Annotated in this window: 5 protein-coding genes; 4 read left to right on the forward strand and 1 reads right to left on the reverse strand. The window is 67.3% G+C overall.

The window, feature by feature from the left end; genetic code table 11:
* Window positions 1-289: 289 nt before the first annotated feature.
* The 4 genes from Q0L30_RS19535 (at window position 290) to Q0L30_RS19550 (ending at window position 5,706) form a co-directional block, all read left to right on the forward strand.
* Window positions 290-1,090, forward strand: coding sequence for a class I SAM-dependent methyltransferase (locus Q0L30_RS19535; RefSeq protein ID WP_296659987.1), 801 nt, complete (start codon window positions 290-292; stop codon window positions 1,088-1,090).
* A gap of 52 nt (window positions 1,091-1,142) precedes the next feature.
* Window positions 1,143-1,454: a thioredoxin family protein gene (locus tag Q0L30_RS19540; RefSeq protein WP_296659990.1), complete on the forward strand. Its 312-nt coding sequence runs from the start codon at window positions 1,143-1,145 to the stop codon at window positions 1,452-1,454.
* A 125-nt stretch (window positions 1,455-1,579) separates the two neighbouring features.
* Complete coding sequence (locus Q0L30_RS19545) at window positions 1,580-2,587, forward strand: 2-dehydropantoate 2-reductase (RefSeq protein WP_296659993.1); 1,008 nt, start codon at window positions 1,580-1,582, stop codon at window positions 2,585-2,587.
* A 428-nt stretch (window positions 2,588-3,015) separates the two neighbouring features.
* Window positions 3,016-5,706: a mechanosensitive ion channel family protein gene (locus Q0L30_RS19550; RefSeq protein ID WP_296659997.1), complete on the forward strand. Its 2,691-nt coding sequence runs from the start codon at window positions 3,016-3,018 to the stop codon at window positions 5,704-5,706.
* Between the two features lie 369 nt (window positions 5,707-6,075).
* Here the strand turns inward: Q0L30_RS19550 and Q0L30_RS19555 are convergent.
* On the reverse strand, window positions 6,076-6,782 hold a 707-nt coding region (locus Q0L30_RS19555; protein WP_296660000.1), incomplete at its 5' end, for an AAA-associated domain-containing protein.

Here is a 6,782-nt window from a genome sequence, read left to right on the forward strand (position 1 = left end):
CCGGTGCACCGCATATGTTCCGCGCGCGGCCATAAACGAACCCGATTGCACTCTAGTCCTTGTTTCAAGGCACTTTTTTGCGCATGCCGTGCGTAGCCGAACGTCCGCTGCGCACGCAGCGGTGCAATTTTCGCGCGCGGCCCGCTCACTCCCGAAAAGACTCACCTTTACCATCGCGGGCCGTTTTGATGCGCCTTGACGCGTCTCGACGCGCCTTGACGTAAGCACGCGGCATCTCCAGACTGTTCAGGCCATGCTCCCGAACACGCATTCGCCAGCCCGACACGCCATGAGTTCAATCACGCCTTTCGTCCCCGACCGTTTTCGCAACGCCGCCCCGCACTATCTGATCGGCCGCCCCGCGTACTCGCCCGCGCTGATTCGCCGTGTCGCGCAAATCGTCGGGCTCGACGGCACGCAGCGCCTGCTCGACCTCGGCTGCGGCCCGGGCCAGCTGTCGCTCGCGTTCGCAAGCTGGGTCGCGAAAGCCATCGCGATGGATCCGGAACCGGCGATGCTCGGCGTCGCGTCGCAACTTGGCGCGGGCATCGCGCCGAACATCGAATACCGGCAAGGCAGTTCGTACGATCTCGACGCGAGTGCCGGGCCAATCGATCTCGCCGTGATCGGCCGCGCTTTCCACTGGATGGATCGCGCCGATACGCTCGCGCGTCTCGACACACTGCTTACGCAACGCGGCGCGCTCGCGCTCTTCAACACCGCGCATCTCGACGATCCGCTGCGCCCGTGGGCGGCGCAGTATCGCGGGCTGCTCGATCGGTACGCGAACCTCGATCCCGCGCGCAAGCTGCGTCAATCCACTGACTGGGAAAGCCACCTCGACGTGCTGGCGCGTTCGGCGTTTCCGGTGCTCGAACGCGTCTCGATCGTCGAATACCGGCGCGTGAGTGCCGAACAACTGAAAGCGCGGCCGCTTTCCATGTCGAGCCTTTCGCGCGAGCGTCTGGGCGAGAAGCTCGACACGCTGCTCGAGGGTATCGACGCGCTCGTCGCCGAGCACGCCGCCGACGGCTGGCTGGTCGAGCGCATCGAATCGACGGCGATCATCGCCACGCGCGCACTCGCCTGAATACGGCTGCGCGTTGCGGTATCGTACGAACGTGCCATCTACGGAAAACACCATGAGCTATGCCACGATTGCGCCCGCGCGCAACGAAATCGACGCGTTGACGGGCCCTGCCGTGCTCGAATTCGGCACCGACTGGTGCAGTCATTGCCAGGGCGCGCAGCCGCTGATCGGCGCGGCGTTCGCACAGCACCCCGAAGTGCAGCATCTCAAAGTCGAAGACGGCCCCGGCCGTGCGCTCGGCCGGTCATTTCGCGTGAAGCTGTGGCCCACGCTGATCTTCCTGCGCGACGGTGTGGAAGTGGCGCGCGTAGTGCGACCGACGCGGCAGCCCGAAGTCGACGAAGCATTCGCCGCACTCGGCTGACGCGCGACGTACGCGGCTCCCGAATATCCTCACCGTTGCACTGCACGCACGACGTGCATCGCATGCGCCCGTTCTCGCCCGCACGCGGCGACGGTCAGCGCGATCCCTTGCATCAGGAGTAAGTCTTGGTTACCCGGAATCCAGACATCACAGTCGTCGGCGCAGGTGCGATTGGCGGACTCATCGCAGCGCGGCTTGCGCACGCTGGCGTTCCCGTCAACGTGCTCGCACGCGGCGCGCAACTCGATGCCATCCGCCGCAACGGGCTGACGATCGCCGAAGGCGACACGCGCTACACGGTGCACGTCGACGCCACTGCGGACGCCGCGGCGCTCGGCCCGCAAGACCTGCTGTTCATCTGCCTGAAGGGTCAGGCGCTCGTGCAGGCCGCAGCATCGCTTGCGCCGCTCGTCGGCCCGCAAACGCATATCGTGTCGGCGATGAACGGCGTGCCGTGGTGGTTTCTCAACGCGTTCGGCGGCGCGTACGCCAACGGACGCCTCGATGCGGTCGATCCTGGCGGCGCCGTCTCGGCGGCGCTGCCGCCCGCCCAGGCGTCGGGCTGCGTCGTGCACCTCTCGTCATCCATTGCCGCGCCCGGCGAGATCCGCAAGGGAAACGGCAATCGGCTGATCGTCGGCGCGTCGGCGCCGCAACTAGCCGACCGCGCCGACGAGGCGCGCGCGCTGCTCACGCGCGCAGGCTTCGACGTGGTTGCGCCCGCATCGATCCAGGGCGAAATCTGGGCGAAGCTCTGGGGCAACATGACGATGAACCCGATCAGCGCGCTCACGCGCTCGACCGCCGACGTCATCCTCGACGATCCGCTCACGGCTCATCTTGTCGCCGCGATCATGGCGGAAGCGCGCGCGATCGGCGAGGCGCTGGGCATCGACATCGCGATGACGATCGACGAGCGCAACGCCGTCACGCGCAAGCTCGGCGCGTTCAAGACCTCGATGTTGCAGGACGTGGAAGCAGGACGCTCGCTCGAAGTCGAAGCGCTGCTCGGCGCGCCCTACGAACTCGCGCAACGCACGGGCGTGGCGGCGCCGTCGCTCGGCATGCTCTACGGCATGGCGCGTCAGCTCGACGCAAATCTTGAGGCAGCGCGACGCGCCACGAAGGGCTAGATCCGCAGCTGATGCGTTTGATTCATCGTCAGCGTTACCGATTTGTGGGCCGCGCTCGCGATAATCGGCAAGCGGGCGCGCGTGACAGGCGAACCTCATTTCTACAACTCGGGAAAAATCTGCCTGTCATGGCGCGCGACAGACGCAGCCCGCGCCGCCTCATCCGGCACCCGATAGCGCGCCAGCAACCAACCCGCCTGAATCCGCGCGACCACGGCCTGCGCGCCTGGCGGCGCATACTGGGCGCTCCGCGTCCTGCCCGCGCGTCTTTCACCCGCTACGCCCCGGTCCGCGCAAAACCGGACGCAACACGGGGCACGAAATTTGCAAATACGTGCCGAATGTCCGTGCGGATCAGGCTGCGCTTATGCCACCGAGTGCCGCCCGATGCCGCCGCCACTGAAGTCATCGATATCCGACCCGTTCTCATGCAAAGGTTCTTCCGCTTTTTCGCATTTCGCTCGCACGGCTCGCCGCGTCTCGCAACCCGCGCAGCCCTCGCCACCCTCGCCACCCTCGCCACCCTCACCGCCTTCGCCTGCGCGCTGTGCACGGTCAGCGCTCAGGCAGCGACGCCGGCCAATCCCGCCGCGCCAGTCGTGCTGACACCCGCGCAGGCGCATGCCGCGCTGCAGGTGCTCGACGATCCGGTCCAGCGCGGCCATGTCGAAGACACGCTGCGCGCCATCGCCGCCGCAGGCGCGCTCTCTACGCCCGCCAGCGCGCCCGCAGCCGCGAGCGTGCCCACATCGGCTGCAGAGGCTGCGGCGGCAGCGCCCGCCTCCGCACCGATCAAGGAAGCATTGCGCTCGAACGGCCTTGTGTTGCAGATCGCCGATCGCGCCGCGCACAGCGCTCAGATCCTCGGCGCGCGTCTGCTGCACACACGCACGGCGCTCTTCGATCTGCCGTCCGCGCGCGCCTGGTGGGCCGAGCGGCTGCACACGCCTGCTGGCCATGCGCTGCTGCTCGGCCTGCTGCGTGTGCTGCTGCTCACGCTTGCACCCGCACTGATCGCCGAGGCGCTCACGCGCCGCTTCATCGCCCGGCCGCATCGCGCGATCGTTGCGTACGCCACGGCTACGCTTGCCGATACAGCACCCGCTGCGAACCCGCCCGTGCGAGACGACGCCGCGCGCGTGGCGCGAGACGAAGCCCTGCGTGCCGCAGCAGGCATGAAGCCTGCCGGGCCGCCTGCCGCCGCAGGCGACGATTCGAACGCCGGACCCGGCACCCACGCGCAGGCGAGCGTGGCCGAATCCGCCACAGCGGCACAAGTGCGGAGTGCCGCGACACGCCTGCGCGCGCGCACCGCGCACCACTGGAAGCGGCTGCAACGACTGCCCGCCGCGCTGCTGCTCGCCTCGCTCGAACTCGTGCCGGTTCTCGCATTCGGCCTGTGCGCGGCGGGCGTGCTCTCGCTGTTCGGCTCGAACGACGCGGCGCTTACGGCAGCGGTCGGCCAGCTGGTCGATACGTATGTGATCTGCCGCATCGTGATCGCTGTCGGCGCGCTGCTCTTCGCACCCGATGCCGACGCCCTGCGCCTGCTGCGGCTCTCCGGCGGTGCAGCGGCGTTCGCGCAGCGCTGGACCGCGCGCATCGTCGCGATCGGCGGCGCAGGCGGCGCGCTGACCGCGGCGGTGCCGCTCGGCATGACCGAGGACGCGCATCTCGCCTTCATCAAGGTCATCACGCTGATCGGCCACCTCGCGCTCGCCGTCATGATCCTGCAGTGCCGCCGTCCGGTGGCCGATGCCATGCGCCGCTCGAGCTCCGGCCGCGGCACGCTCGCTTATCTCGCGCACTGGTTCGCCGACATCTGGGCCGGCGTCGCGATATTCGCCGTCATGGCGCTGTGGCTCGTCTGGGCACTCGATCTGCGCGGCGGCTATCGCGAGCTGATGCGCGCGGGCGGCGTGTCGCTCGTCGTGCTGCTTCTCGCGCGCGTGGTCGCCATCGTCGCGCTCGGCGCACTCGGCCGCGTGTTCGACCCGCTCGGCAATCGTGACGACGCAACCATCGCGCAGCGCCGCACCTACCGCTACTACCCGTTGCTGCGGCATATCGCGACGGCTGCGGTCTGGCTCGTCACGCTCGACGTGCTGCTGCACGTCTGGGGTCTGCATCCGGGCCGAGTGCTCGTGAACGCACCGATCGGCCATCTGCTCGGCTCCGCGCTCGCGACCATCGTCGTCGCGATCCTCGTCGCCGTCGCGATCTGGGAGGCCGCAAACGGAGCCGCCGAACGGCGCCTCGAAGCCTGGAGCGACGCGGGCGACTACGTGCGCGCAGCGCGCTTGCGCACGCTGCTGCCGATGTTCCGCACCACGCTCGCTGTCGCGATCTTCGTGGTCGTCGGCCTGACCGCGCTGTCGCAACTCGGCATCAACACGGCGCCGCTCATTGCGGGCGCAAGCATCTTCGGCGTGGCGCTCGGCTTCGGCTCGCAAAAGCTCGTGCAGGATTTCATTACCGGCATTTTCCTGCTCACCGAAAACGCCATGCAGGTGGGCGACTGGGTGACGCTCGCCGGCGTATCGGGCACGGTCGAGTTTCTGTCGATCCGCACCGTGCGCCTGCGCGGCGGCGACGGCTCGCTCTATACGGTGCCGTTCAGTTCGGTCACGACGGTCAACAACACCAATCGCGGCATCGGCAATGCGGCGGTGAAGGTGGCGATCGCCTACGGCGCCGATGTGCAGCGCGCAATCGATACGATGAAGGAAATCGGTGCCGAACTGCGCGCCGACGACAAGTTCAAGGCGGGCATCCGCAGCGACTTCGCGTATTGGGGCGTCGATCAGGTGGACGGTGCGAGCGTTACGCTCGTCGGGCAGATTCAGTGCACGGATGCGGCGCGCTGGCCGGTGCAGCGCGAATTCAACCGACGGCTGCTCGAGCGCTTCACGGCGCTCGGCATTGCGCTCGCGAATCCGCAGCGCAATTTCGTGGTGGGCCTGCCGGGCGCTACGGATGTGGAAGGTCAGGCCGACAACGACGGCACATCCGACGACGAAGCGCGCACGACACGGCGCAGTGCGCCAGACGACAAGCCGCACAACGGACGCTCCGGTGACGGACACGGATCGCCGGGTGCGGGCCGCAAGCCGTCGTGACAACCAGGGTTGCCATCGCCGTTGCAACATTCCGCCGAGCATTTTCACTCCCGAAAACACTCACCTCAAGCCGCTGAAGTCCGCTGCGCCGATCCTTCGGCGTTTCGGACTTTCCCGTCCAATCAACAACCTACGCGCGGCTACACCATGCGCTGCACAAGCGCCGCGCCCGCTCCCGAAGAAGCTCACCATTGGCGTCGTACCGAATTGTGAGCTTGCGGCGTGACGCACCGCAGCCCGTTTCGCGCTTTCATCGACGCGGCCCATGGCGCCTGCAATCTCGAACGCCGCTCGACAAATAAAAAGGCGCCCCACAGGGCGCCTCCGAAAAAGCACGCTGGCGAACCAGCGGCGGCGGCATGTTGCCGCTTATGCCTCGACGTCTTCGAGACTGAAGATTTCCGACTGGTCGTTGTACGAGAAGATCTCGCCGTAACGGCCCCAGTCGATCACCGTATCGAGCGTTTGCTCGGCGGCGACATCGGAGAGGAAGTCTTCGAGTTCCTGCTCGAAGCGCACGCGCGGCGCGCGATGCCCAGGACGTTCGTTCAGCACCTTCTTGATGTTCGCCGCGAGCGGAACGTTGCGCAGCAGATGCTCCGCGAACATCATCTTGCGCGCCTGGGTGCCCATCTCGACAAACACGCGCGCGGGCGGCGTGAGCAGCAGGTCGCCTTCGCGCACGTCCGCGAACCCGAGCAACTGGAGCATTTCGGCAATCGGGAACAGATCGTCGACTTCCAGATGCAGCGAGCGCGCGATTTCCGGCATGTCGGCGCGGCCGTGGTACGGCGCGGCCGCGAGCGTTTCGATCAGACCGGCCATCAGGTTGGTCGAGACGTTCGGCAGACGGCTGCCCACTTCGAGCGCGCCGTGCGACGCGGCGGTGGCTTCACGCGCGGTCATCCTCGCGTAGATCTCGTCGACGAGCTTGCGGAACGCAGGATCGAGACGATTGCGCGGATGCTTGAACGGCACCTTGATTTCGGCGACGACGCGGCCCGGATTCGACGACAGCACGAGAATGCGGTCGCACATGAACACCGCTTCTTCGATGTTGTGCGTGACGATCAGCA

The sequence above is a fragment of the Paraburkholderia sp. genome, assembly GCF_024281035.1.
Classification (GTDB): domain Bacteria; phylum Pseudomonadota; class Gammaproteobacteria; order Burkholderiales; family Burkholderiaceae; genus Paraburkholderia.